Genomic DNA, 25781 nt, shown 5'->3' with positions numbered 1-25781 from the left:
TATATTTATATTTATTATAATTATTATAAATAGTATTACCTCATTTAATTAAGTTTATTATAGACAACATTTCCGTTTATTACAATCTTTATTATGTCAGTTTTTTTAAACGATAATATATTATCATAGATATTGCCTTCGTTTACTTTTATATTTTTATCTATTTTAAAAACGGTAAAATCCCCGTAAGAATTTGGCTCCAGCGTTCCGGTAACATTTGGAAAAGAAAGGATTTTAGCGCCGTTAATCGTTGCCATAGCAAATAAGTCTTTAGAAGAAATATCGGAATGTATTTTTTTTGCATACCTGAGTTCGTCAAGGATGCTCAGCGTTTTATTTGAATACAGGCTATCCGTCCCCAATGAAACCGTAATGCCTTTATCTAATATTTTTTTTAACGGAAGTTTTTTTGAATTAAAAAAGGCGTTGCTTCTCGGACAGTGAATAATATTCGCGCCTGATTTTTTTATAATCTCGATATCCTCATCGTTTATTTCATTCGCATGAATTATCGATGTATTTTGATTCAAGATTTTTAAATAATCCAGATAAGATATGGGTGACGAAAATATTTTAAGCGGTTTTGAAAATTTGGTCAGATTTAATGCCGGTAAAAGATTGACTGCTATATCCCCGCCGTTTCCCGATATAAACAGGGTTTCGGCCAAATGTTCGGAGACATGGATTGCTACTTTAAGCCTTATTTTTGAATTTTCTTTTATTATTTCTTTAAACAGCTCTTCCGATACGGAATAGATAGAATGAGGAGAAATGCCCAAGGAAAAATAATTTTTGCTTTTCCTTAAAATATTATTGTATTTTTTATGAAACGCTCTAAATTCATTTAATATTGCAGGCGCGCGGAGAGGGTCAAGACCCCTTAATTCAATAAACCCCTTAACCTTAGGAACAAGTTTGGTTTTTAAAAGGGAGTCGTTTATATTATAAAATGAATCTAACGGGATTATATCGCCGATAAGAGTCGTCCCGCTTTTTACAAACTCCTTAAAAGCTTTAATCCTGAGCCTATTTTGTTTATCGGGGCTGAAGGATTTCCTTTTTTCTATTAAAGACATGACCCATTTTGAAAAGACTTCGGGCGTTTTATCATCGGGTTTAATAGTAAGATCGGTATGGGTATGAGAGTTTATAAAGCCGGGGATGATGATTGTTCGGAAATCCCCACTTCTTTCCACGGACGGATAGTTTTTTTTATTGCTTTTCAGAACGGATAAAATTTTGCCGGATATTTCATCCGCTATTAGCTCGCCGTTTTCGATAAACGGCTGGGAAGCCGCCTGAGATATAAAGATATAATCGGCAAAATACTTTTTAATCATTTACGTCTCGTTCGGGCCATAGGCGCAAATCCGTGCCGCTCAGGCATTTGTGGCAAAAATCCGTTCGCCCTTCCCGCGTCCTGCGAAATGACGAATGATAAATACTATAAATATACGAAATTATTTAACCACATCGCTTATGTGATTCTTCCCGTCAACATAAACCAGCGTGGGTTTAAATCCGTTTAGCTCTTTTTCGTCATAAAGCCCGAAGGTTGCAATAATTATAATGTCGTTTACCTGAACCATTCTTGAAGCGGCCCCGTTAACGACAATATCCCCCGAGTGTTTCGTAGCGGGGATCGCGTATGTCTCGAACCTTTTGCCGTTGTTTATATCCCAAATATTAACTTTCTCATACGGCAAAATATTGGCTTTATCCATAAGTTCCTCATCTATGGAAATAGAGCCCTCGTATTCAAGATTGGCATCGGTTATCTTAACCCTGTGAATTTTTGATTTTAGTAAAATTTTATACATATATTATTTTCCGTTCTTTTTAAAAGGCAGCGAAATAAATGTGAAAGCGCCGCCATTAAAATCACCGCCCCCGTTTTGACTTTGATAGACATAGGAACCATTAAATTTATTTTTAAAATATCTAAAAATTAAATACATTAAATAATAGTTTAAAAATGGGATTAAAAAAAGTATTGCAATAAAATCGGTAATAAACCCGGGCATAAGAAACAGCACGCCCGCTATAAAAAAACCTGCCGTCTTAACTAAATTTTTAGACGGGGATTCGCCGTTTGCGTAATCCGCCGCCGCTTTTTGAAAAGAGATGCCTTTTATTCTTTTTGTAATCATATACCCTATTATGCTAAAGGAAATTAGCAAAATAGCGGCGGGAAAAAAGCCTATCAGGATAGAAGCCTCCACAAAGACATAAATCTCGACAAACAGATAAATTAAAATAGAAAAAAATATTTTTGCTAAAACACCCATAATTAATAATTATATAACATATTATATCTGTTTTGCAAAACAGATATAATCTCTGCAAAGTTTCTTAACGCAATCTTTAATTTCTTCTTCGGCTTCTATGACAGCCTGTTTTTGCTCTTCATATAATATATCTAAGTTATTTTTTAATTTTAAAACATCGTTTACTTTTTTACCTACTATTTCTAAATAAATCTCTTTCGAGATAATCCCCTCGTTTATTTTAAGCATATAATCTTCAAACTCTTTATAAACAGGGTTTCCTTTAACCCTGAAAGAGAACTGTCCGCTTTTAATATAATTTTCAAGTAAGCAAAGTATCCTTAAAGAATTTATTGCCTCTTTAATGTCATACCCGTGAGTCTCTTTGTATTTTAATGTGCTTGATGTGTACAATCCTTTAACGATATTTAGTTTTTTGTTATTTACTATTCCCATCATAGCATTAAAATTTTTTTTATAATTAATCAAAATAAATTTTCTTACTTTTTCTAATAATCCGGAAAGTCCCGAAGGAACTTCACGGGGACGGAATCGTCCGGGAGCTTTGCCGTCATCTCTGACCTTTACGGCTTTAAAATTCTTTATCTCAAAAACCGTCCCGCATATGATAGGTTCTATAAACTTTATATTACCCTTCATTGCATGGTTAAAGTATTCATGGATCGGGGTTATAAAATAGTCGTACTCCTTTTCTATAACCGAAAATCTTTCAAATCTATTGGCGTAGAAATTATCAAAGGCGGGATAATAGACAATAAAAAAATCATAATCGCTTTTGTCTGTTTCAAGGTTATAATTTCTTGATCCGTAAAAGCAGACAAAAGCGATATTAAGACTCAAAGCCTTTTCTTTGATAATGTTTTTAAATATGGATGACTTTGCAAATTTGCCAAAACCCCTGTAAGAACCTGCGGGTTTACCCCCGGCTTCAACTTTATCAAAAATCATTTAGTTATCTTTTTGGAGAGGCAAGGTATTCTTTTAATTTAATTTTTGCCCATTTGATATTTGGATTATATTTTAACCCCTTTTGAAGACTGACTATGCCCAGAGACGGAAACCCAAGTTTATATAAAGCCACCCCCATCTGCGCCCAGGCTAATGCGAAATGCGGTTTTACAAGAATAGCCTTTTGAAAATGTTGAACCGCAGTATAGTAATAACCCCCTTTCATTGCGCCAAGGCCTTTTTCATATTGAAATTTAGCGCTATGGACATTGGCCTGGCCTGACATTTTGGCTGCCCAAGAATCTTTTGAAAATACAACCAAGGATAATATTAAAATTAAAGTTAAGATAGTAATTTTACGCATTTTACCCCCTTATTTAACTTATTTTTAATTGGACATCCTTAAACTTAGACTAAATTATATCACATTGAACACTGCTTGTCTAACTTTAATCCATTACTATGCCCATTTCAAAGATTTTGACACTGCCCTTTTCCACCTGTCATAATAACCGTTTCTTGTTTTATCGTCCATTTGCGGATTATAAACACGCTCTATTTTTTTAAGATTATAAAATTCGTCGATTGTCCAAAAGCCGGTGGTTATTGCGCTAAGCCCAGCGGCTCCAAAGGCCGTCATCTCCGTAAAAACCGTTTTTTCGACGGTCATATTTAAAATATCGGACTGAAACTGCATTAAAAACTCGTTTTCGCTTGCTTTTCCATCGACCCTTAATTTATATTTTGATAAGTTCAAATCTTTTTTTAACGAATTTTTAAATTCCAAAATAACATCTTTTGTTTGATAAGCTAACGATTCTAATGCCGCCCTGATAATATGGTTTTTGGAGGCGGCGCCTGTAAGGCCGATAATCAGCCCTCTTGCGCACGGGTCCCAAAACGGCGCGCCAAGACCGGTTAACGCCGGAACAAAATATACGCCGCCGTTGGAATCTATGCCGTTAGCCGCATCGGAAGATTCCCCTGCCGAATTTATAAAGTTAAAATTGTCTTTAATATAGCGTATAATCTCGCCGCCGGTAAAAATGCTTCCTTCCAGAGCGTAATACGGGAGGCTGTCCAATTTCCATGCAATCGTCGAAATCAATTTCTTAGAGTTATAAATTTTATTGCCGGTTTCTATCATCGCAAAAAGCCCCGTTCCGTATGTATTTTTTATTATGCCCGTTTCAAAGCCGCCGTGGGCAAACAGGGAAGCCTGCTGATCGCCCAAAATTCCGATTATGGGAATGGATTTGCCTGCCGCAGACTTATCCGTGCAGCCGAAATTGCGGTTGCTGTCGCCCACCTCCGGAAGAACCGACCAGGGAATATTAAATATTTCAAGAAGTTCTTCATCGTATTTTAATGTGTTAATGTTATATAAAAGCGTCCGCGAAGCATTTGAAGCGTCCGTAGCGTGGACTTTCCCGCCCGTTAAATTCCACAAAATCCAGCTATCGACCGTTCCAAAGGCTATTTCCCCTCTGTCCGTTAAACTTTTAACGCCTTTAACATTATCCATTATCCACCTGATTTTGGTTGCAGAAAAATACGGATCTAAAAATAAACCTGTTTTTTCTTTTATACCACGGCTAAATTCCCTTAAATCCTCGCAATACTTTGCAGTCCGTCTGCATTGCCAGACTATGGCATTATAAACAGGTTTCCCTGTTCTTTTATTCCACAATATGACGGTTTCTCTCTGGTTTGTAATGCAAACGGAGGTTATCTCATACGAATTACATTTTTCAATAGTTTCCTTAAGGGCTTTTACGGCGGAATTTAGAATATCGTACGGATTTTGTTCAGCCCATGCAGGCTTGGGATAAATTTGCGGAAATTCATAATAAGAACTGGCGGTAATGACGGCATCTTTGTTAAAAGCTATAGCTCTGTTGCCCGTAGTACCCAAATCAAGGGCAATAACTACCTTTTTCATAAATTTACCCTGTCTGACTTAACTGTTAACCGTTAATATTATTATACCGTTTTTCTGCAATTTTCAAATAGTCGTCGTATTTTTTTGCCGCTTTTATAAACTCGGTTGTCGTTAATTCCTGCGGCCTTTTATTTAAATCGATGTTTAATTCCGCAAATATTTTCATCTTTATGTCGGGAGGCACCCCAAAAAACGACGCATGTATAGAGTTTTTAAGTTTTTTTCTTCTCAGCTTAAAAATTTGATGCACAAAATAACTAAAGAATGGGGAATTTACCGCCCAAATATAATTATCATCCGTATGATATTTTGGGATTATCCTTAATACCGTCGAATCAACCTTTGGCACGGGATTAAAATTTGATTTGTCCACCTCTAAAAGTTTGATAATTTCAAAATTTATATCGGCAATAATGCTTAAAGCCCCTCTTTCCGAATCATTTTCTTTTGCATAAAGCCTCTGTGCAAACTCCTTTTGAAACATGAGCGTTAAATCCGAAAAAGCATCCTTTTCTCTTATAAATTTTTCTATGATAGGGCTTGAGATTTCGTAAGGCAGATTTGACACAACCCTTATTTTGGAGGAAAGATTGCGGCTTAATCCCGTATAATCAAATTTAAGGGCATCTTCGTTGACGATATTGATTCCGCTAAATTTATTTAAATTAAATTTTCCTTTAATAAAATTATAATAAAAGGGGTCTATTTCGATTATAGTGTATGTTTTTGTATTTCCTATAATAAATTCGGTCAATATCCCTTCTCCTGGACCTATTTCAAGAACATTGTCGTTAAAAGAAAAATTGCATGAATCTATAATATTGCGGGCTGTTTCCTTATTTATTAAAAAATTTTGCCCATAAATTACTTTTCGGCTTCTAAGTAAATTTTCCATTATAATTTACAACTCCCATGAGGAATCGGCGTTAATATTTAAGAATTCTTCCTTATTTTTAAGGGGATCTACCGGGGGTTTAAAAAAACCGGCGTAACCGATCATTGCGGCATTGTCGGTCGAAAGCGAAATAGAAGGAAAAATTACTTTAAAACAAGGATTTTTCGCGGGTTCCCCAAAAAGAGACCTTATCCTTGAATTAGCAGAAACCCCGCCGGAAACCGCTACCGTATTTATTCCGTAAATATTACACGCATCTAAGGTCTTTTTATAAAGAATCCTGGCTACCGCTTCTCTTGTAGAAGCAAAAATATCAAAAACTATTTTTTCTTTAATCTTGCCCCGCCCCCCCAGTTTATCTATCAATGTAATAACGGCTGTCTTAAGTCCGCTAAAGCTCATATCCAGATTACGGCTATGCGCCATCGGAAGGGTAAATTTAAATTCGTTCTTATTACCCTTTTCGGCAAGCTCGTCTATAATCCTGCCGCCCGGATAACCAAAGCCAAGGTAATTAGAAACCTTGTCAAACAGTTCTCCACAGGCGTCATCCCTTGTCTTTCCGATAAGTTTTATATCGCTGTGGGATTTTACCAAATATATATGGGTGTGTCCTCCTGAAATAACCAATGCAATAAAGGGAAACTCCTCTTTATTTTCCAAAAAGGGGCTGAATATGTGTCCTTCGATATGATTTATTTTTACTAACGGAATATTTAGCGCATACGATATAGTTTTTGCCTCCATAAGTCCTATTAATAAGGAGCCGATAAGCCCCGGTCCGGCCGTAGCGGATACTAAGCCGACATCTTTTAGTGCGATGGCGGCTTTTGACAAAGCAAACGACAGGGCGGGTAAAGATGCTTTTATATGATTCCTTGAAGCAAGTTCGGGAACGACGCCTCCGTAAATATCATGCACAAAATCCTGCGAATATGTTATATTAGAAAGAATTTTTATGCCTTTATTATCTTTTAAAAGCACGGCGCAGGAAAAATCGTCGCAACTTGACTCAAATGCCAGATTAATGATATTTTCGGAATAGCCCATACTTTTATTTCGAAAGTTTTTTAAGCTCTGCCGCCGAAAGTTTTGAAGCCTCCGCATCCGGATATTTTGAGACAACCTGTTGAAATAAAATCGACGCGTCGGACTTATCGGAAAGCTTTAAAAACCCCATTCCCTGTAAATATATAGCCATAGGAACATGGGAATTTTTTGGATAAACTTCGGAAAATTTATGGAACTCCAATATGGATACGGGATATTTTTTAAGATTGAAGTTTGATACAGCTTTATAAAATACGGCATCAGGGATGTCTTTTGACTGCGGATATTTACTTATAAATTTATTGAAAGCTAAAACGGCGTTAGCGTAATCTTTCTTTTTATATAAATCCATACCCTTATTAAACTCCATAAGCTTGGGGCTTACACTGATAACCGCCTTTTTGGGCGGAGCGATTTTTTCTACCGGAGGTTTAATTTGAGCATGCTTAAGCAATGTAATAAGTTCTTTATTAACAATTAAGCGATAATCTCTAAACCTTTTTTGAAGCATATGGAGATTGTGGGATTCTACTTCATATTTTCCATAAATATCCCTTAGTTTAGAATTTATATCAGCTATTTTTACCCCTTGATTTGCTATATTTACCTGAATGTCATGAAGCTTTTGCTCTAAATAAGTATTGCTTTGGGATAATTTGCCGGTCTTTTTATTTAATTTCTTAACCTGAACCTTTAAATTGTGTATGGTATCAGGTTCCATCTCGGCGCATCCCGATAAAAAAGCCGCCGTAAAAAATAAAAAAACAAAAAGCAGAAGAAAAACTCTAAAATATTTTTTATTTTTCATAATGTAATGCCCTCGTATTATAATTATAAATATTACATTGAATTTATCATATAAAGCAATATTTTTCAATAATTTTGAGAATAAGGTCAATAAGATGATTTTAATGTCCACTCGGGACTATAATAATTTTGCATTTCGGGAAATAGGCGGGGCATCAGCCTTATCATGCCGCTTTCATTTACATCTATCATAAATAATTCCTGTCTTCCTGCAATTTCGGTATCAAAAGTAATTATCCTCGAATCCCTTGTCCATGCGGGATGCTGGGCGCTATACGGCGTATCGGTAATCTGTCTTTCATCCGTTCCGTCCGCATTCATAATACACACTTGAAGCGCGCCGTTTACGAATGAGGCAAAAGCTATCTTTTTCCCGTTAGGGGACCATGCGGGGCTCGTATTATAATAGCTATTATTATAAGTAATTCTATGCTGATTACTTCCGTCGGAATTCATTACATAAATTTGCGGGCTTCCTCCCCTGTTTGACACGAAGGCAATTCTATTTCCGCCGGGGGAAAACGACGGAGATGTGTTAATGCCGCCTATGTCGGTCAACTGCTTAAGATTCCCTCCATTTATATTAATAGTATATATCTCGGTATTGTAATGATCCGGGGTGAGCGCTATAGCCAGATTATCTCCTTTAGGCGACCAGGAGACATAATCGGCAGGGCCAGGGAGATTAAACCTTGCAGTTCTGCCTGTATTTAAATTTTTAATAAAAATGGCGGGATCACCGTCTTTAAAAGAAATATAGGCAGCCTTGCCGCCGTCGGGAGACGGATGCGGAAATATATTAATCGACGGGTTATCTGTAATTCTTTTGACCCTATGCCCGCCAAAATCCATCATAAAAATATTTTTTGCCCCGTCCTGTTCCCCGACAAAAAACACTTTTGTCGTAAACGGCCCCTTAATCCCGGTTAAAAATTTCAATATACCGTCGGCAAACTTATTTGCCAGATATCTGTATTGTTTATCATGTCCTTCTAATTTCTCGGTAAAAAGTAATTTTTGAGAATAGATGCTTATAAGATTAGCTTTAATTTTTATAATACCGTTTTCAGTTTTATATTCGCCGTTAATCAAGTATTGCGCGCTTAACACGCTCCAGTTTGTAAAATCTATTTTCTTAACGCTTACAGGGGCATATTTAGAGTTTTCAAGATACGAAAGCGGGTTTACTATGTGAAAATATCCGATAACGGAAAGGTCGTGCCTGATTATGCGGGCAATTTTTTTTGCGATTCTTTGATGCTGTCCGTACTTTGAAATATTTTTAAAGTTAGGAACGGCAACCCTGATTTTTTTAATTCTTGCCGCATAAATATTTATATATACCTTTGCGTACGAATTTACCGGAAATAAAAATAAAGTAAATAAAATCGAAAAAGATGTTAATATGGTGTAAAAAACCTTACACCTATAAAAATCGTTAGGTTTAAATTTAAACATTTTTGCCCGCCTTATTCCTCCCTTATATATTATTATAATATTACTTATTTTTTAGAATCTCTCTCGGATTAAAGGCTATTAAAGCCCCCTCGCCTGCGTTCTTAGAGTTCATAAAGCTCATAAACCCTTTGGGCGGCGAAGGCAGCGGGCTTGATAATTTTACCGCTTCGATCGATTGAGAATCGAAATAGCCGTTGCCTGAAGATTTGGCAAGCCTGACGCCGTAAATCCTTCCCGAAGCGGATATTTGGAAGGCAACCACGGACTTGTAGTGCAAATATTTAGAAAGAGAAATATCGAAATGAGATGTAATAATCGACACTATTTTATTGACATAACCCTGAAAGTTATGGATATTTCCCCTGATCAAAGATTCCTGAACCTTGCTATATGCGTTATTAAGGCTTATCATATTATGTAAATTTGTATAGACACTGGAATTAACCGCAGGAACAGGGGCTTGCCTCTTAACATATCTTTTAACGGGAACGGACTTCGGCAGAACCTTTTTCGGGTAAACCATAGATGAGGGCTTTTTAGTAACGGGTAATTGCACAGGTTTTTTTGCCTGAGCGGGCTTGCTTATAATTTGTCTTTTAATCTTTGGCACAGGCGGTTTTAATATCGCTTTAACAGAAGCAGGCGGTCCAGGAACGCTGCTCACAACGCTGACAACTACCTTTGAGCCGATAGACTCAATTTCCGGTTTAAACCTTATCCCTAAATATATTATTAGACCGATTAAAGCCGCATGAAATAAAATCGAATATATATAATATTTTCCAATTCCGCTTCGGTTTTCGTTAAACATTTTAACTTGCTAAAAAATAAATGCGATAATTTTCTAAAAGCGTTTGCTTAATTACTTAACATGGCTGAGATTTGCCGTTACCATGCCGATTTTTGTTATGCCGGCGTCTTTTATTGCAGCCATTATCCTTATTACATAGCCGTAGGGCAGGACTGAACTTGCTTTAAGAAATATCTGCTTGTCCCTCCTGTTTTTATATAAAATCCTTAATTTTTGGGTCAAAAGGGCGGGGCTTACCCTCAAATTGTTTATATAAACATACCTGCCGGAAGTAACCGAAACGACTATCGTTTTTTCCGGGGCTTTTAATGCCCGCGCCGAAGCCGCCGGCAAGCGAACCTTAATTCCGTGAACCAATATCGGGGCGGTTACCATAAAGATAACGAGCAAAACCAGCATTACATCGACAAACGGCGTAATGTTTATATCGGACATAAGCTTATAGCCGGAAGAAAAACTTTTTTTATCGTCTCTATCGCCAAAAGATATAAACATAATTAATTATTATAGAATCTGCCTTTCGATTATTGTCATAAATTCATATGCAAAATCGATAGTCTCGTTAGCTATCACTCTTACCTTATTTGAATAATAGTTATATGCAATAACGGCAGGGATCGCCGCAAAAAGACCCGCCGCCGTCGCAATAAGCGAATCAGCAATACCCGGAGCTACAATCGCCAAGCCGGCTGTCCCTGCTTTTTCTATACTTTCGAATGATGTCATTATTCCCCAAACCGTTCCAAATAAGCCTATAAATGGGGCAGTGGAGCCGACCGTCGCTAAAAATGGAAGGGAAATCTCAAGTTTTGCAATAGACGAGAGCTGTGATTTTTTTAAAGCCCTTTCTATATATGCTTGATTCTCTCCATTATTTTCTTTACCAAAAAGCTTATCCTTTTCTTCCGATTTTTTTTTAATGTCCACAAGTTCTTTGTATGTAGCATTAAACATAGAGGCTACAGGACTATAATTAAAATTTTTGGTGGCCGTATAAACATAATCCAATCTTTTAGATTCCCAGAATAAATCGAGAAACTCTTTATCTTCCTTTTTTGCTTTATTAAGATAATTTAATTTATAAAAAATAATAGCCCATGACGCCAAAGAGAAAAAAAATAGAATTAAAAGGACTAATTTTACAACGATGTTTGTGCTTAGAATGTGGGTTAAAATATTCATGCTATGCAGGTAATTTAAACTATGCATTATTTTATTTTAATATCCCCCTTGCAATTTTTATGTATTTCTTATTATTTATTATTTTATTTATTATTTCTTGTTCATATTTTAAAATTATAAAACTTTTTTTAATGATTTACAATTAAAAACGGTAATTAAAAAAAGATATTGACAAAAGATAAATTACAATATATTGTATAGAAATAAAAAAAATATCTACATATTGTTAATTGTAAAAATTTTTAAAATTAAATATTCATTAAAATTAATATAAGGGGAGGTATAGATGAAAGATAAAAATGACCCGCTTATAAAAAGCTTTTCCGAAAATGGAATAACGGTTTTAAAGAAGAGATATTTGGCTAAAAACGAAAAGGGTGAAATTATCGAAACAATATCCGGAATGTTTGAAAGGGTGGCAAAGAACATCTCCGAAGCCGATTTAAATTACGGCAAAACCAAAGAAGAGGCTGAAACAATAGCAGGGATATTTTTCGAAGAGATGGCAAACCTGCGCTTTTTACCAAATTCCCCTACCTTAATGAATGCGGGAAGACCGCTGCAGCAGCTTTCCGCCTGTTTTGTTCTTCCAATCGAAGATTCTATGGAATCGATTTTCGAGACAATAAAAAATACAGCGCTAATACACCAGAGCGGCGGCGGAACAGGCTTTTCTTTTTCTAATTTAAGACCCAAAAATGATACCGTTCATTCCACAAAGGGCGTGTCAAGCGGCCCTGTTTCATTTATGCAGGTATTTAACAGCGCAACGGAGGCGATAAAGCAAGGCGGAACAAGAAGGGGAGCCAATATGGGTATTTTAAGAATAGACCACCCTGATATATTAGACTTTATCTCTTCTAAAAAAGATACCTCAAAACTTAACAATTTTAATATATCCGTTGCGATCACGGAAGATTTTATGAGCCGCGTTATTAAAAACGAAAATTACCCGTTGATAAACCCGAGAAACAATGAAATCGTTAAACATCTCAATGCAAAAGAAGTTTTCGATTTAATTGTGGAAATGGCATGGTCTAGCGGGGAACCGGGAATTATTTTTATAGACAGAATAAACAAACTTAACCCTATCCCTAAAGCCGGCAAAATCGAGGCGACTAATCCGTGCGGGGAACAGCCTTTAGTTGCCTACGAATCCTGCAATTTGGGTTCCATTAATCTTGGAAAATTCATAAAGGGATATGAAAGCAAAAAAGGCAAATTTGATTATAAAGAGGCATTAAAAAGGCTTAATGAAAAGCCTGATGCTATCCTGCCTTATTACCTTGATATTATTGACTTTGAGTCGCTTAAAAAAACCGTGCATACGGCAGTTCATTTCTTAGACAATGTGATAGACAAAAATCATTATCCCATCGAAAAAATAAAACAGATGACGCTTTCCAATAGAAAAATAGGGCTGGGGATTATGGGATATGCCGATACGCTTATAAAATTAAAAATACCGTATAATAGCGACCTGGCGCTTAAAGTAGCCGAAAAAATAATGGGTTTTATAGATAAGGAATCAAAATTAAAATCGGAAGAACTTGGGACGGTCAGGGGCAGTTTTCCTAATTTTGAAGGCTCCGTCTGGAAAGAAAAAGGCTATAAGGCTATGAGAAACGGAACAACCACAACCATTGCCCCGACCGGCACAATAAGCATAATTGCCGGAGCATCCAGCGGAATAGAACCGTTATTTGCATTAGCTTATGAAAGGCATGTCTTAGACAATCAAACTTTAATAGAAACCGATAAAAATTTTAAAAATATACTGGAAAGTTTAGGCGTTTATTCAAATGAACTTATAGATTTTGTCGTTAAGAACGGTAATCTTGGGCACTCTTATAAAGATTTGCCGCCTAATTTATTAAGCCCCGAAATCTATGAATATTTAAGCCGCATATTTATAACCTCGCACGATATTACGCCAAAATGGCATGTTATGCTTCAAGCGGCATTTCAAAAATATACGGACAATGCCGTCAGTAAAACCGTAAATTTTCCAAACTCTGCAAAAAAAGAAGATATTAAAGAGGTATATCTGCTTGCGTATAATCTTAATTTGAAAGGTATTACGGTTTACAGAGACGGCTCGAGGGAACAGGTCTTAACGACAGGTCCTTCCGCAAACGGCAAATATAAGTGTCCGGTATGCGGTTCTCCGGTAACCGAACCTATCGGCATCGAACCCGCCGTTGAAAAAAAAAGCGGCGGCGAAAAAAGAATCGAGCCGAGAAAGAGGCCTGATATTATACATGGAATTACGATTAAAACAATAACCGGCTGCGGACCTTTATATGTAACGATAAATTACGACGAAAACGGAAGGCCTTTTGAAATATTTAATTCTATCGGCAAATCCGGCGGCTGTGCGCAGTCTCAAACCGAATCAACCGGCAGAATGGTAAGCTTAGCTTTGAGGTCGGGAATAGACACCGAAGAAATAATAAACCAGCTAAAAGGCATTAGATGTAATATACCGCACGGTTTCGGCGATAACATAATATACTCATGCGCGGATGCTATCGGAAAAGCGCTTGAAAAAAGCCTGTTGGAAAATGGAAGTCTGAAAATATCTCATAAAAATCAGAAAAACGGGCATATAGATACATATAAAGTTCAAGGAAGGGGCGCCTGTCCGATGTGCGGCGGTTCTAATTTAAAACATGCGGAAGGCTGCACGGTATGCCTTGATTGCGGATACTCCGATTGCGGATGATAAGCATCATCCTTCCTTAGTCCCCTCCCCCTTTATGGGAGAGGGGACAGGGTGGGGGTTAGTATGCCAACCCGTATAAAATCATCTGTTTTAAAGAACCCTGTATGGAACCCGGCATTCCCATATGTGTCATAAATGCTAACATTCCCGCATCGGCAAAATAATATTTCATTCTCCACATCTCGCCAAGTATCGACACATCGGTGTAATTTCCGTCCCTATAAACAAGTATTTCTATCGGAAAAGACGCGCCATGGTCTATCCCCGGGGTTTTATACGAGGAGGTTGCCCTTGCGCCGCTGTCGATTTCGATAGAGTGTCTTTCCGTCGAATTCCTTGTAACGCCAAATTCTATAAAACCTATCGAAGGTTTGCTTATCTCGTAAACTAACCGCCATCTGCCGTTATTACGGCCAATCCCCGCTTCTATTAATTGTGCGACGCCCCTTAAATTAGAATTAGTACTGCCGGAATAGTTCGATATCTGGTCAATACTGCCGGGAAAAGAACCGCCCCCGATACCGCCGGGAAACCTCCCGCTTCTCATCGGACCGTATTGCAGATTTGAAGGGGTGCCGCCTACCGCGCCCCTTATAGCATGCTTTAACATATTATTTACTTTAATTGCATAATCTACATAAGAATTTCCGGAAAATGTTCTTGCTAAAGCAGGTAAATTTAACATACTGACGACAATACCCTGGGCCGGCGTGGTATAGACCTCTACTCTTAATGGAAGTCCGAAAGCGGCCGCCGGATTGTTGCCGTTATCGACCATATATTTATTATAGACGTTATTCGTTGCGGCTATGACGATTGCTTTATGAGTATCGCTTTTTGGAAGAGATATATTAGTTGTTCCCACAACCTTCCAACCCGCATGATTCAAGGCAGATTTGATATTATGGACAACAGATGGAATATCTCCGGGAACATTGACGGCGACCTGAGTAAATACGCCGTAGGTCGCCGCAAATACATTAACCGAACCTATAAGTACGAACAGAAAACCCAAAGCCATGGTTAATAATAGTTTTCGTGCAAAAAATCTCATAATAACTCCCTCCGTTTAAGTTTAAAATTAATTAATTTTGGTTTGTTTTAACATATTAAAACAAATAAATCAATTACAATTTTTAACTATTTTACGCAATAATATAAGATAATATAAATATATGAATGGACTAATAAATAAAGGCAGGGTATCTAGATTTTTTGATAAATCAAGCTAAATTGAGCAGTTCATTGGCATCATCTTTGGTGGGAATTCCGACATAGGAAAGCTTTCCATCGATAACGGTGGATGGCACGCTTCTTATGTAAAGTTCAATCGAAAGCCGTCTTCCTTCGGGTTCGGAAACATCTAAAGACCTATAATTAAAGTCCTTGCGTTCCTCATGTAATCTCTTCCACGCGTTATCCGCAGGCACGCACTCTTCACACCACTTGGAAACAAGGAGTATAACATCATGCTTTGCCTTTATTTTGTTAATTTCATCGGCCATAATTTATAATAACGATAATTTGATAATTTTAATGAAATATTATTACTGGCTTGAACACCTCATGCATTGAATCTGTTCCTTTATTATTTTTTCTCTGTATTTTTCCACCGCCTCGGAGCCGGTTAAAAGATTCTTTAATTCGCTCAAGTCGAATGCTTTCACTTTACTCACCCATGCGTCTTTGTAAGGAGATATATTTAATAGGAGAGGGTCTTTTAACAGGGCTTCGTTAACCTCGACTATTTCGCCCGCAACGGGGGACGGAATGGGCCCAACCCATTTACCGCTTTCGATTGTCGCGGTATTACCCCTTCTTTGAACAAGACTGCCTATTTTTTTAAATGTTACATGCAAAATCTTGCCCGCTTGAGTTTGAGCCACATCGGTCATTCCGAGCATAATTATATTATTACCTAACGGCTTTGCCCATGTGTCCTTTTCGACATCGTAATATAAATCCTCCGGAAGTTCGCAACCCTGTACTTCAGCCATTTACGCTCTCCTTTATTTTTGGTTATGGTTTGATTATGATTGGCAGTTACGATTTTCTGCTGCCGCTTATTGCTATGCCATGTTATATATTATCATATATTATCTAAAATTATAACATAATGTTATCAATGTTTCTCACGCTTATACATATATAATTAATATTCGTACATAAAATAAAATGCCTGCAATAATTTAATTATATTTTAATATAATTTTTTTTATATTTTTGTGATATTTATCACTGCGTAAAATTAATTATATGATAAAATTATGATAAAATCATATTATGTTCTTTCATTAATTTGTTAAAAAGTTGGAAATAAATTAAATAAATCAGAACAAATAAGGAGCTATCGATTATGGATACAAATCTCGACCCAATTATGTCTTTAAGAAGCGACCACGAAATCGTCAGAGGAGTTTTAAATAATCTTGAAGGGTATTTAAAAAAGATTGGGGCAAGCTCCTCGGATAGTTTAAGAAAAAACCTTATAAATCAACTTAATGAAATAACCGCATTTATCGATAAGGATTTAGAAATTCATTTTAAAAAAGAGGAAGAGGCTTTATTCCCCGTTCTCGGAAATTATATAGGTTTAGAAACAGGCCCTATACATGTTATGCTTATTGAACACAAGCACAGCAGAGAGCTTTCGGAAGATTTTAAAAAAAGCATTAAAGACTATCAAGCCGGCGGCAACTATAAAACCGTCGTATCCGTCGGCGGTTCATTTGCTTCCCTTTTATCGGAACATATCGACAAGGAAGACCACATATTATTCAATATGGCGGATATGCACTTAACCGCAGACGAAAAAGAAGGCATAATGGAAAAGATGAGAACAATCAAATAAAAACGTAGGAGGTTATAATTATGGAAACCATAAATAATTTAAAACGAATTAAGTTAGATGTCAGGGAAGATATTAAAAACGGCGCAGATCCGTTTCAAAGAATTATGAAGGCGATTAACGGATTAAAAGAGGATGAGGCTTTGGATTTAACAAACAGCTTTGAACCGTTTCCGCTTTACTCCGTTTTAAAAAATAAGGGTTTTGAACACATCACGAATAAAACACAGGAAGGATTTCAGATAATATTTTTTAGAGATAAAACAGGCAAGAAACCCATTAAGGTATCGGAAGAAGCAGATGAAAAAAACTTCACCGACGAAGACCTTAAGAATTTAGCCCATAAAAAAGGCGTGGAAATAGATGTAAGAGGGCTTGAACCGCCGCAACCCCTTCTTAAGATATTTGAAACCTTAGAAAATATTAAAGAGGGCGAAGCCTTATATATAACCCACGAAAGAAAACCCATACATTTATACCCAAGGTTAAAAGACGCCGGGTATAAGTTTTTAACGGAAGAAACAGGCGAAGACCTTTATACGATAAAAGTCTGGAGATAATTGATTACCCCCCTCTGCTCGCCCATCGCCTGCGCCAATTCCTTAAAGGAGCGAAGGGATAATTTATTTACCATTCCATTGAAAATATATGGATTAAAAGCAATATAGAAGAAACTAAAAGAATAATGGCGGTAATTTTAATTAGAACCATGTAAATAAGCAATAAGGAGAACATACCGAGCAGCCCGCCGGTTAAAAAAAGACCGAAGATTAAGTATTCGAAATATTTGGCTTTCATATTGCTAAAAAGTTTGTTATACGCTCCTTTCTTTGCCTTTTCAAATATTTTCAGACTGATCAAAAACGGGAATATTTTATGCAAAAACCCGATGATAATCATACCCGCAAAACAAAAAAGAGCGGTAAATCCAAAGGAATAATATATGCCGTAATTTAAGTCCATAGTCCTTTGCGGTATAATGATTAACAATAAACCGGCAGTAGCCGTTATAACTAAAAATATAATTCCGCTATATAAATAAAATGTAGTGATATCAAGTTTCTTTTTAAGCCTTTTCAGCATAAGATTAAAAAATATAAAGCAATACGACAAGACTCCAAGACCTAAAAGCGTTTCGCCTGCATCGTTCAAGTAAAAATAAATATAACCGGTTCCTCCGTTAAAAAACGACGAGATTAGTATGGCAATAATACCCAAATTAATAATTGTTAAATCAGTTTTCCAAAAGTAATTAGGAGGCGTTTTTGTCATATAAAACATCGGAAGAAGCCTGTAGGAAACAGCTATAAAAAGCATAGCGACAAAGCCGGCAAACATCAAATAAATATGGTCTTTCAATATATCGTAAAGATTAAAACCTATATTAAAATAAAATGATAATGATAGATATAATCCTATCGATAAACCTATAAAAAGATAAGAATAGGCGAAAGCAATTCCTAATGCCGAATAGTCCCATTTTTTTACTTTTTTTAAGCTTATGAGTATATTAATGTTATAAGTCAAAATAGAAATAAATAAAAAAAGCCCGCCCACTGCTATTAAAACGGGAATTAAATAATGCATTCCTATAACAAATAACGATAAAGAAACGACAAAAACATAATAAACAGGGAAGAAAAGCTTTTCATAAGCAATTTTTACGCCAAGCGCCACCGGTAAAAGCATATAAGAAGCGCCCATAATGACCATCATCAAAAAACCGAGAGTAAATATATGCGTAAGAGAAATTATTTTTGTGTTCATAAAAAAATAGACGCTAAAGCTTCTTGAGTCGAGGAACATTACGATGAAAAAAATCGGCAAAAATATCAAGGCCGTTTTAATATGCCTCAGCGCTATATTAATGGAGCTGTCAGTTGCGTTCATTATGATATTATAATTGTATTAAAATATTAAACTGGTTAAAAAATTAACGGGTTTTTAGCCTTTTTAATGCGCCGTCTTTTATCATCGTCGGGCTCCATTCCGGCTCCCAAATAAAATTGACGCTTACGGCATTGACACCGGAAATACTTTTGAGCGCTTCTTCTACCTCGTACTTTATCACATCGCTTATCGGACACCCTTTAGCCGTTAGAGTCATATCTATCCTAACATTTCCGTTATCATCTATATTCACCTTATAAACCAGCCCCAAATCAATTATATTAACTTCGAGTTCAGGGTCAACTATATCTTTTAATTTTTCTAAAATATCATTTTCATTAACTATGGCCATGATAAACCTCCGATTTAAAAAGCCTTATAAATTTTTGCCTTAACATTAATATAAGATGTCTTTTCTTCTAAAACTCTAAATCTAAGTTTATCAAATATATAATTCAATTAAATTGATTTAAATCACAATTTTCACCTATTTAGATTTCGATTTTTGAAGAAGCGAGATTACTTCCTCATCCGTTGTCTGACCAAAGTCCTCATAAAACTCTCCTACGGCATAAAACTCTTCGGGGGCATCCAGAACTATAACATCATCTACAGTTTTTTTTAATTCGTTTAGAGTGTCTTTTGGGATAACAGGAACGGCGATTATTATTTTTTCAGGTTTTTCTTCCTTTAAAGCCTCTATTACAACCTTGATGGAAGCGCCCGTTGCAATACCGTCGTCCACAACTATTGCTATTTTGCCGTGAACATCTATCCTTCCCCCCCCTTTTCTGTAAATTTTTTCCCTTTTCCTGATTTCTTCGAGCTTAATCTCTTTAACTCTATCGATATAACCTTCGGGCATTGCGATACGGGATATTAAAGATTTATTGAGATAAACCTTCGGATTTTCACCGTCCACTATCGCCCCTATGGCTAATTCTTCCTGATCCGGGGCGCCTATCTTTCTTACTAATGCAACATCTAAAGGCGCGTTCAATGCCTTTGCAATTTCATAAGCAACAGGAATCCCGCCCCGTAATAAACCTATAACCACAGTTTTTTCCGGTTTATATTTATGCTTTAATAAATTTTTCCCTAAAAGCTTTCCCGCTTCCTGCCGATTTTTAAATATCATATGCCTTTCGGATAATCTTTTTATCCGCCTCCCGCATTTACCGAGAAACTTAAGTTATTTTTATCCTTTATCTTTTACGCCTGCCGTAAATGCTTTAAGCAGGTACCCTAAAATGCAGCCTCTTATTTAGAAGTATATCACTAATTGTGAAAAGAATTGACTAAAAAAATAAAAATAGTATATAATTATCGAGTATAATGTTTATAATACGCTTGCCTTTTTATTTATTCATTTATGTGGGCTGTTAGCTCAATCGGTAGAGCAACTGACTCTTAATCAGTAGGTCCCCGGTTCGATCCCGGGACAGCCCACCAGATATTTAAACACTTTCAAGATATTCGGATTTTTGCTTTTGTTCCTGCGGTAAAGAAACGGTAAAGTTTTTTTCTAAAACCTTAACGGCATTAGATATATGACTTGCCGCTAAATGAGAATACCTTAAAGTCATCCTGACATCCTTATGCCCTAACAGTTCCTTAACGGTCGTTAAATCTACCCCGCCCATAACAAGCCAGCTTGCAAAAGTATGCCTTAAATCGTGAAACCTAAAATCAAAAATATGGCTTTTTCTTAACGCCGATCCAAAGCTCTTTTTAACGTTATTGTAAGGCTTGCCGGTTTTAGGATTTGCAAATACATAGCCGCTTATATGCCTCGGCAGCTGCAGCAGGACATCGTAAAGTGTTTGATTTATCGGTATTTCTCGCCTTTCGCCGTTCTTTGTTTTATCTAAAAGGATTATCCGGTTCTTTAAATCTACCCTGTCCCAAGCTAAATGCAGAATTTCCGATTTACGCATACCGGTATTTAAAGCAGTTATTACGATAGATTTTAAATTAATATCGCAATTACCGATAAACCTTTGCGCCTCATCTTCGGACAGATACCTTAACCGCTTTGTTTCCCCTTTTACGAGTTTAACCTTTTTAAACTTATTAAGAACATCGTCGGATATTATTTCCCAATCGGCCGCTTTTTTTAACGCTCTTTTAAAATGAATTAATAACCTGTTTGCATATGCGTTTGAAAGCCCCTGTTTTAAAATATCGGACTGCATATTTTCGACATCCTCTATTGAAATAGTCGTTAAGGTTTTATTTCCGAAATAGCCGTTTAGTTTTTTGTAAAAAGTGAAAAGCCCTTTATGGCTTTTTAAGCGTCCGGCGGTATATTCCAAATACTTATCGGCAAGCTCCGAAAAAGTAGAATTATTTATTATAGGTTCTTGTTTCTGCTTTACCGGCTCGCCGGTCCGGATTTGTTCTTTAAGCTCGATGACCCAGCGGTCGAAAGTTGCCCTTGCTTCCATTTTTAAATTTGTGCCGCTGGATTTAAAATAAGTCAAACCGTTTACCGTTTTGCTCATCATAAAATTATTGCTGTTAGCTTTTTTGTAAATGCCCATTGATTCACCCCCTTAAACGACATTTACAAACGCTTACTTTTCGGATTAATCATATCACAGCTATTCTGATTAATCCAAGCGATAATTTTATCCTTATCGAACCTTAAAGCTCCGCCTATTTTGACATAAGGAATAGCTTTACGATAAACAAGTTTGTAAATGCTTGTTTGGTTCATCGCTAACATTCCGGCAACCTCTTTAATTTTTATCAGCATAATTTTTTTTCCGTGTAGAAGTTATTTTTATAATTAATAATTTTTTTTCAATTTTGCTTTCGCAGTTTGCCTTTGTCTTTTGCTTTGGTTTTTGCTTTTGTCTTTCGCTTCTGCTTTTGCCTTTGCTGTTCCCCTACTCCCACACGCTTTTAGTAGGTGGTCGGGAAGTTTGGCTTTTTAAACTCCCCGACCACCTACTAAGTGGGAGTAGGGGAACAGTGCCTTTTGCCCTAAAAATACCCTTCCGACCTGCAACATACGAAAAACGGAACGGTATTTTTTATCTTTTTTCCGCCAAAACTTGAATTATTTTTTATCTTTTTCGTTTCTTTCATTTTCTTTTTATTTTCTCCGTCCGTTCTTGTGTGTGATTTTTTTAGTTCTTTTTTAGGATATAAATTCGTCTATATTCTGAATAAAATTATTTAATTCTACAAATATTATTTTGTTTTTCGTTTCGTTATCAATAAATCTTTCATCTATACTTTTACCCTTCTTATATCGGTCTATAATCGATATTTTATTTTGTAATTTATCAGGCTTCCCCTGTGTCAAATATATTAACTTTTTTATATCCGCGCTGTTCTGTAATTGCGACAATTTCTTTGCGTATTTTTCCGCCGTTTTGTATTCAAGTTCGATTTCAAAGCAGATTAATCCGCCGTATTTTTTAATGATTATATCCGGTATTATTTTAAGTTCTGGATATGCTTTTTTACAGGTTAAATCTATTTCATAATCGATATTTCTGCTTGCCAATAATGCGCCTATTCTTGCGATTAATAAGTGATGATTAAAGTTATATAAAGACGATGTTTTAATTTTACTTAAAATCGGTTTATTAAATTCCTGCTCGATGTTTTGAGTAAGCCAGTTTTCGCCTTTTTGCGTTAAGCTGTAAATTTCGATTTTAATATTTTCAGAATTTAATTTTTTAACATAATCGGATTTAATTAATTTCTTTAATCGTCTATATAAAGTATCATATTTAATATTCAACATAGTTAAAGCCGTAAAATCACAATACCTATGTTTATATAAAAGATATAATAATTGTTTATCCCTTTCGCTAAAATCAACCCTTTTATGTGCGCCCATTATTGCCCCTTTTCTTCTTCCATTGCGGCTAATAGTCTATCAATGCTTATCTCAACATCTTCCGATAAATCATATAATCCGTCCAATTCCGAATACTTAAATTTTAGGCTTTCAAAGAAATCACATATATTTGCGATGTTGTTAATGTCCTTTTTTTCAATTATCATCGTTCCCCCTTTTTTCCGGACCCGGAATATTTAAATTTCTTCGATATATTTTTGATATTCAGGTAGCCTGAAGCTGTGGCAGTCTAAAATTTCATTAACAACGGAAACGATAACATCATTGGTAACTTCGACGATACCGTCCGTCCCGTCTTCCTTGTATAATCTTTCCTTAGGAATATCTATTCCCTTGTATAAAAATTTCAGCTGTTCGCTCATTTGTTCTTTGTCTTCGGCTATAAAGCTTATTACGATTTCGTTAATTTTCACGATGACCCTGTAATTTTGTTTCTTGTTTTCGTTTTTCATATCGTCCCCCTTTCATCGTGCGGACACAGTGTCCGCACGATGATTTAATTTTCTCGTGGCGAAACAGTTTCGCCACGATAATTTAATTTTTTACTGTCCGCCCGGCGGACACCTCGAACACCTTTAAAATCCCTATAATCGATTTTAAGCCGTTTGATTTTTGGTTAATAGTAAATTACCTGTTTTAAGTTTATCGGGGCTGATTTTGCTTATTAGCCCCGTTGTTTTCTTTTGGTTTAAGGTGATTATGTGCCAAATTCAATAAATTTAAAACAATTCCTAAAAGAATATATCCTAAAGCGTCGTTTATATTTCCGGCAAAATAATAATACAAAGCAAATGCTAAAATAAAAATCGATGTAATATTTACCCTGTTCTTTTTAAGAAATTCAAGTTTATTCTTCATCGTTCCCCCTTTTATTATATGGATTTTTATTTGTGCGTCTGCCTGCCGCCGCCCGTATTTGTGCCGATGAATACCCGCCCCCCGATTCCGCCGCGTGTCTTGCCGCTGTCGTTCCGCCCTTACCGGCAAGTTTAGCCCCTAAATTACCGGCAAGTCCGCCCCCCGATACTCCCGCCGCTCCGAGTCCCGCCGAAGCTCCGCCGGTTATCAAAGAAATTGTCGCATAGCTTGCAATAGACCCCAAAGCCCCCATTCCGCCTTGATAAAGTTTTGATGTCAGATATGGCGTTAAAATTATCAGAACGACTAAAAAGGTATAAATCCCTGCAACTGCCAGAGGGGATAAATTTTGCAAAGACGGGTATGTGTTCCCCGTCGATAGAATCGTATTAAAGACTTGGAAAAGAACCGCAGTAACTATAAACCAGCACATTATTTCTATCGTATCTTTTATCCAAGCCTTAAGGAATGGTCGGAGCGGCGGTATCATCGATAAACTTATCGTAATCGGACCCACTAAATACATAAAAGAAAGTAATAAATATCTTAGCCATTCAAGAATCCATATCGCAATGCTTGCAAGAGTCAGCGCCGCCGTTGCCGCAAAACCGGATAACGAAAAAGCAAGAAAGCTAATGCCCGGGTGATTCCAATTAAGTATCGAGCTTAAAAATAATGAAACTTCGTTTGCCGGCATTATAGCGTGCGCTATGCCGTCGCATACTGAATTGAGCCATAGAAAAATAGTGTTATACATAATCAAAATTGACATTATGAAAATCATATAAAATATTTCTTTCATATAGCCTTTTTCTTCCCCTAAATATAGCCTTATAGCCATTGCGAACAAAAACACGAGAAAAGAAAAAGGCAGTATCGTTTTTTCTAACGGCATAATATTATTATTCATTAGATTTCCGAATGTTGACGGTATCGTCGAGGTTACGCCGATTTGCGGATACTGCGTAATCGTAATATTTGTTTGTCCAGTAGTATTTCCCGCCGTTGTAGCCGTCTGCGCATAAGCCGCCCTTACTCCCGCCGTTATCGATATAAACAAAATTATTAAAATAAGTAGTTTTTTCATAATTACCACCCCGCCGCAAAGTTTTTAGCTAAAGATTTGCTTGTTTGTTCGCTATTTTGTCTTTCGTATATTGCCTGCTGTTTCGCCCTTAATGTTTCCGCCTGTTGTGCCGCATTTGCCTGATTTTCTACCGCCTGATTTTGAAGTATTTCACTTAATAATTCTATGATTTTGCCGTCCGCGCTTGCGCTTAATCTTGCCGCGTCAAGACCGTTTGCGCTTGTAGCCTGCGTTGATATTAAATGTCCCGCCGTAGTAGCCGTCTGCGCTTCTTTGCTGTCTAATGCCGCCGTTGACGATTCGCTGTTAATCGCGGCTTGACTTATAGCCTGAGCGTCCGCCGCCGTCGAATTTACACCTATTGCATTATCCCAAGGGTTCGCCGCATTTAAATCGCTTGCCCCCATTCCATTTACATAATTAACAAGCGACTGATCCAGATTTCCGTTAGGCGTGTTCAGTTGAACACTCGGCACAAATTGCGTATAATTCTGCAAAAAGCTACTTACACCGTCTAATTGCTTTAAGTTTTGCAAAAATCCGGTCGCTTCGTAGTAGTCGTTCTGATATGTTTGAAATTGGTTAAAAGCATTAGTCGCTTCCTGAACCGCTTGCGCATTTCTTATGTCCTGCAAAGTTGTTTGAAGTTTAGTATTAATCGCCGTTGCCGTAGTTTCAGCCTGCGTTGCTAACGACTGCGGGTTTGGAACTGACAAAACCGCCATTTGCGCATAGGCACTGCTTGATATTCCAAAAATAACCGTAAAAACTGCGATAATTAATAGCTTTTTCATAAATCCTCCTTTAATTAATGTACATAACCCCTACCCTGAAAGTGAAAAAAAATATTATAATATGCGTTAAAGCAATTCTTATTTTCTTTTGACACATCGAAATTTATTGATTTTTTTTGATTTACGAAGTCAGGAATTTTCTTGCAAGCCGCATAAACCCTATAAGCTTGCTTATGGTGCTTTGTGTAGTATGAATAACGATGATAAACCATAGCCGGATTTTTAGCGCACCCGGATAAAGCTAATCCCGTAATTATTATCCCTGCGATTAAAATTAGTTTTTTCATAATTTCACCTTTTTTTGTTATTTTAATGTAAATT

30 protein-coding genes and 1 tRNA gene are annotated in these 25781 nt (G+C 36.6%); 4 read left to right on the top strand and 27 right to left on the bottom strand.

Annotated features, from left to right (window positions below; translation table 11 throughout):
* Positions 1 to 44 precede the first annotated feature (44 nt).
* From EVJ47_06730 to tolQ, 13 genes are all read right to left on the bottom strand, one after another.
* A complete protein-coding gene (locus EVJ47_06730; protein ID RZD14355.1) occupies positions 45 to 1340 on the bottom strand; it encodes a hypothetical protein in 1296 nt (431 codons plus the stop codon).
* 120 nt (positions 1341 to 1460) lie between these two features.
* The gene (locus tag EVJ47_06725) at positions 1461 to 1820 is read right to left on the bottom strand and encodes an aspartate 1-decarboxylase (protein RZD14354.1); all 360 of its coding nucleotides are present in this window, start codon (positions 1818 to 1820) and stop codon (positions 1461 to 1463) included.
* 3 nt (positions 1821 to 1823) lie between these two features.
* A complete protein-coding gene (locus EVJ47_06720) occupies positions 1824 to 2288 on the bottom strand; it encodes an FxsA family protein (GenBank protein RZD14353.1) in 465 nt (154 codons plus the stop codon).
* Between the two features lie 21 nt (positions 2289 to 2309).
* Positions 2310 to 3236 (bottom strand): hypothetical protein, encoded by a 927-nt coding sequence (locus tag EVJ47_06715; GenBank protein RZD14352.1) that lies wholly within the window; start codon positions 3234 to 3236, stop codon positions 2310 to 2312.
* Between the two features lie 4 nt (positions 3237 to 3240).
* Complete coding sequence (locus tag EVJ47_06710; GenBank protein RZD14351.1) at positions 3241 to 3600, bottom strand: hypothetical protein; 360 nt, start codon at positions 3598 to 3600, stop codon at positions 3241 to 3243.
* A 96-nt stretch (positions 3601 to 3696) separates the two neighbouring features.
* The gene (glpK, locus tag EVJ47_06705; protein RZD14350.1) at positions 3697 to 5178 is read right to left on the bottom strand and encodes a glycerol kinase; all 1482 of its coding nucleotides are present in this window, start codon (positions 5176 to 5178) and stop codon (positions 3697 to 3699) included.
* A gap of 25 nt (positions 5179 to 5203) precedes the next feature.
* On the bottom strand, positions 5204 to 6073 hold the full coding sequence (gene rsmA / locus EVJ47_06700) for a ribosomal RNA small subunit methyltransferase A (GenBank protein ID RZD14349.1): 870 nt from the start codon (positions 6071 to 6073) through the stop codon (positions 5204 to 5206).
* Positions 6074 to 6079: 6 nt separating this feature from the next.
* Positions 6080 to 7180 carry a tRNA (adenosine(37)-N6)-threonylcarbamoyltransferase complex transferase subunit TsaD gene (gene tsaD, locus EVJ47_06695; protein RZD14348.1) on the bottom strand — a complete coding sequence of 367 codons (1101 nt, stop codon included), beginning with the start codon at positions 7178 to 7180 and terminating at the stop codon, positions 6080 to 6082.
* On the bottom strand, positions 7128 to 7931 hold the full coding sequence (locus EVJ47_06690; GenBank protein RZD14347.1) for a tetratricopeptide repeat protein: 804 nt from the start codon (positions 7929 to 7931) through the stop codon (positions 7128 to 7130). Before EVJ47_06690 ends, tsaD begins: the two co-directional genes overlap by 53 nt.
* Positions 7932 to 8017: 86 nt before the next feature.
* Complete coding sequence (locus tag EVJ47_06685) at positions 8018 to 9388, bottom strand: hypothetical protein (GenBank protein ID RZD14346.1); 1371 nt, start codon at positions 9386 to 9388, stop codon at positions 8018 to 8020.
* Between the two features lie 40 nt (positions 9389 to 9428).
* On the bottom strand, positions 9429 to 10199 hold the full coding sequence (locus tag EVJ47_06680) for a TonB family protein (GenBank protein ID RZD14345.1): 771 nt from the start codon (positions 10197 to 10199) through the stop codon (positions 9429 to 9431).
* A gap of 51 nt (positions 10200 to 10250) precedes the next feature.
* Positions 10251 to 10634 carry a biopolymer transporter ExbD gene (locus tag EVJ47_06675; protein ID RZD14414.1) on the bottom strand — a complete coding sequence of 128 codons (384 nt, stop codon included), beginning with the start codon at positions 10632 to 10634 and terminating at the stop codon, positions 10251 to 10253.
* A gap of 69 nt (positions 10635 to 10703) precedes the next feature.
* On the bottom strand, positions 10704 to 11381 hold the full coding sequence (tolQ, locus tag EVJ47_06670; GenBank protein RZD14413.1) for a protein TolQ: 678 nt from the start codon (positions 11379 to 11381) through the stop codon (positions 10704 to 10706).
* Between the two features lie 286 nt (positions 11382 to 11667).
* Here tolQ and EVJ47_06665 point away from each other — a divergent pair, with 286 nt between their 5' ends.
* Complete coding sequence (locus EVJ47_06665; protein RZD14344.1) at positions 11668 to 14106, top strand: vitamin B12-dependent ribonucleotide reductase; 2439 nt, start codon at positions 11668 to 11670, stop codon at positions 14104 to 14106.
* 58 nt (positions 14107 to 14164) lie between these two features.
* On the opposite strand, the gene EVJ47_06660 is transcribed toward EVJ47_06665, so the two are convergent.
* The 3 genes from EVJ47_06660 to EVJ47_06650 form a co-directional block, all read right to left on the bottom strand.
* The gene (locus EVJ47_06660; GenBank protein RZD14343.1) at positions 14165 to 15160 is read right to left on the bottom strand and encodes a hypothetical protein; all 996 of its coding nucleotides are present in this window, start codon (positions 15158 to 15160) and stop codon (positions 14165 to 14167) included.
* A gap of 169 nt (positions 15161 to 15329) precedes the next feature.
* Positions 15330 to 15611 carry a thioredoxin family protein gene (locus tag EVJ47_06655; GenBank protein ID RZD14342.1) on the bottom strand — a complete coding sequence of 94 codons (282 nt, stop codon included), beginning with the start codon at positions 15609 to 15611 and terminating at the stop codon, positions 15330 to 15332.
* Between the two features lie 42 nt (positions 15612 to 15653).
* On the bottom strand, positions 15654 to 16103 hold the full coding sequence (locus tag EVJ47_06650) for a glycine cleavage system protein H (protein RZD14341.1): 450 nt from the start codon (positions 16101 to 16103) through the stop codon (positions 15654 to 15656).
* A gap of 359 nt (positions 16104 to 16462) precedes the next feature.
* Here EVJ47_06650 and EVJ47_06645 point away from each other — a divergent pair, with 359 nt between their 5' ends.
* Together EVJ47_06645 and EVJ47_06640 are read left to right on the top strand one after the other, a co-directional pair.
* Positions 16463 to 16957, top strand: a complete 495-nt coding sequence (locus EVJ47_06645; GenBank protein ID RZD14340.1) for a hemerythrin domain-containing protein — start codon at positions 16463 to 16465, stop codon at positions 16955 to 16957.
* A 20-nt stretch (positions 16958 to 16977) separates the two neighbouring features.
* Positions 16978 to 17514 carry a DUF2249 domain-containing protein gene (locus EVJ47_06640; GenBank protein ID RZD14339.1) on the top strand — a complete coding sequence of 179 codons (537 nt, stop codon included), beginning with the start codon at positions 16978 to 16980 and terminating at the stop codon, positions 17512 to 17514.
* A 67-nt stretch (positions 17515 to 17581) separates the two neighbouring features.
* On the opposite strand, the gene EVJ47_06635 is transcribed toward EVJ47_06640, so the two are convergent.
* The 3 genes from EVJ47_06635 to EVJ47_06625 all read right to left on the bottom strand — a co-directional run bounded on the left by EVJ47_06635 (position 17582) and on the right by EVJ47_06625 (position 19982).
* Positions 17582 to 18844, bottom strand: coding sequence for a hypothetical protein (locus tag EVJ47_06635; protein ID RZD14338.1), 1263 nt, complete (start codon positions 18842 to 18844; stop codon positions 17582 to 17584).
* A gap of 43 nt (positions 18845 to 18887) precedes the next feature.
* Positions 18888 to 19196, bottom strand: a complete 309-nt coding sequence (locus EVJ47_06630) for a DUF59 domain-containing protein (protein RZD14337.1) — start codon at positions 19194 to 19196, stop codon at positions 18888 to 18890.
* 135 nt (positions 19197 to 19331) lie between these two features.
* A complete protein-coding gene (locus EVJ47_06625) occupies positions 19332 to 19982 on the bottom strand; it encodes a phosphoribosyltransferase (GenBank protein RZD14336.1) in 651 nt (216 codons plus the stop codon).
* A 238-nt stretch (positions 19983 to 20220) separates the two neighbouring features.
* Here EVJ47_06625 and EVJ47_06620 point away from each other — a divergent pair.
* Positions 20221 to 20296, top strand: a tRNA-Lys gene (locus tag EVJ47_06620).
* Positions 20297 to 20301: 5 nt separating this feature from the next.
* Here EVJ47_06620 and EVJ47_06615 read toward each other — a convergent pair.
* The 8 genes from EVJ47_06615 to EVJ47_06580 all read right to left on the bottom strand — a co-directional run bounded on the left by EVJ47_06615 (position 20302) and on the right by EVJ47_06580 (position 25747).
* On the bottom strand, positions 20302 to 21387 hold the full coding sequence (locus tag EVJ47_06615; protein RZD14335.1) for a site-specific integrase: 1086 nt from the start codon (positions 21385 to 21387) through the stop codon (positions 20302 to 20304).
* Positions 21388 to 21410: 23 nt separating this feature from the next.
* Positions 21411 to 21602, bottom strand: a complete 192-nt coding sequence (locus EVJ47_06610) for a DNA-binding protein (protein ID RZD14334.1) — start codon at positions 21600 to 21602, stop codon at positions 21411 to 21413.
* A 387-nt stretch (positions 21603 to 21989) separates the two neighbouring features.
* Entirely contained in the window at positions 21990 to 22700 is a 711-nt protein-coding gene (locus tag EVJ47_06605) for a hypothetical protein (protein ID RZD14333.1), read from the bottom strand.
* A 197-nt stretch (positions 22701 to 22897) separates the two neighbouring features.
* Entirely contained in the window at positions 22898 to 23173 is a 276-nt protein-coding gene (locus tag EVJ47_06600; GenBank protein ID RZD14332.1) for a hypothetical protein, read from the bottom strand.
* Between the two features lie 190 nt (positions 23174 to 23363).
* Entirely contained in the window at positions 23364 to 23579 is a 216-nt protein-coding gene (locus EVJ47_06595) for a hypothetical protein (GenBank protein ID RZD14331.1), read from the bottom strand.
* Entirely contained in the window at positions 23569 to 24666 is a 1098-nt protein-coding gene (locus EVJ47_06590; GenBank protein RZD14330.1) for a hypothetical protein, read from the bottom strand. The genes EVJ47_06595 and EVJ47_06590 overlap by 11 nt, the downstream gene beginning before the upstream one ends.
* A gap of 2 nt (positions 24667 to 24668) precedes the next feature.
* Positions 24669 to 25460, bottom strand: a complete 792-nt coding sequence (locus tag EVJ47_06585) for a hypothetical protein (protein RZD14329.1) — start codon at positions 25458 to 25460, stop codon at positions 24669 to 24671.
* A gap of 14 nt (positions 25461 to 25474) precedes the next feature.
* Positions 25475 to 25747, bottom strand: a complete 273-nt coding sequence (locus EVJ47_06580) for a hypothetical protein (GenBank protein RZD14328.1) — start codon at positions 25745 to 25747, stop codon at positions 25475 to 25477.
* Positions 25748 to 25781: the final 34 nt, after the last annotated feature.

Source organism: Candidatus Acidulodesulfobacterium ferriphilum, assembly GCA_004195035.1.
GTDB lineage: Bacteria > SZUA-79 > SZUA-79 > Acidulodesulfobacterales > Acidulodesulfobacteraceae > Acidulodesulfobacterium > Acidulodesulfobacterium ferriphilum.
The sequence above is the reverse complement of the archived record's forward strand: the minus strand, read 5'-3'. Positions and strand labels throughout refer to the sequence as shown.